The 332-nt window shown below is 68.1% G+C and carries 1 protein-coding gene; it reads left to right on the forward strand.

Features of this window, described 5'->3' with window-relative positions; translation table 11 throughout:
• Positions 1-332: elongation factor P maturation arginine rhamnosyltransferase EarP (gene earP, locus QWI17_RS16615; RefSeq protein WP_302723646.1), on the forward strand; the 332-nt coding region annotated here is incomplete at both ends.

A 332-nucleotide genomic window follows, 5' to 3' on the forward strand; every position in this document is an offset into this window, starting at 1 on the left:
CTTGCGCAAAGTGTTCTTCTTCCCCGGCTTCACCGAAAACACCGGTGGCCTGCTGCGCGAGGCTGAGCTGCTGGCCCGGCGCGACGCGTTGCAACAGTCGGCTGCTGCCCGGCAGGCGTTCCTGCAGGGGTTGGCTGTAAGCCCAGCGCCCGGGGCTCTGCTGATTAGCCTGTTCGCCTATGAAAACCCGCAACTGGGCAACTGGCTCGATGCCTTGGCTGCCGGTGACCAAGCCTGCCACCTGCTGGTGCCGCAAGGCCGTGTGGTCGCCGGCCTCAGCCACTGGCTCGGCGAGGCGCCGCTGCAGGTCGGGCAGGTGCGCACGCGTGGTG

Origin of the sequence: Gilvimarinus gilvus, assembly GCF_030518155.1 — a bacterium.
GTDB classification, from domain to species: Bacteria; Pseudomonadota; Gammaproteobacteria; order Pseudomonadales; family Cellvibrionaceae; genus Gilvimarinus; species Gilvimarinus gilvus.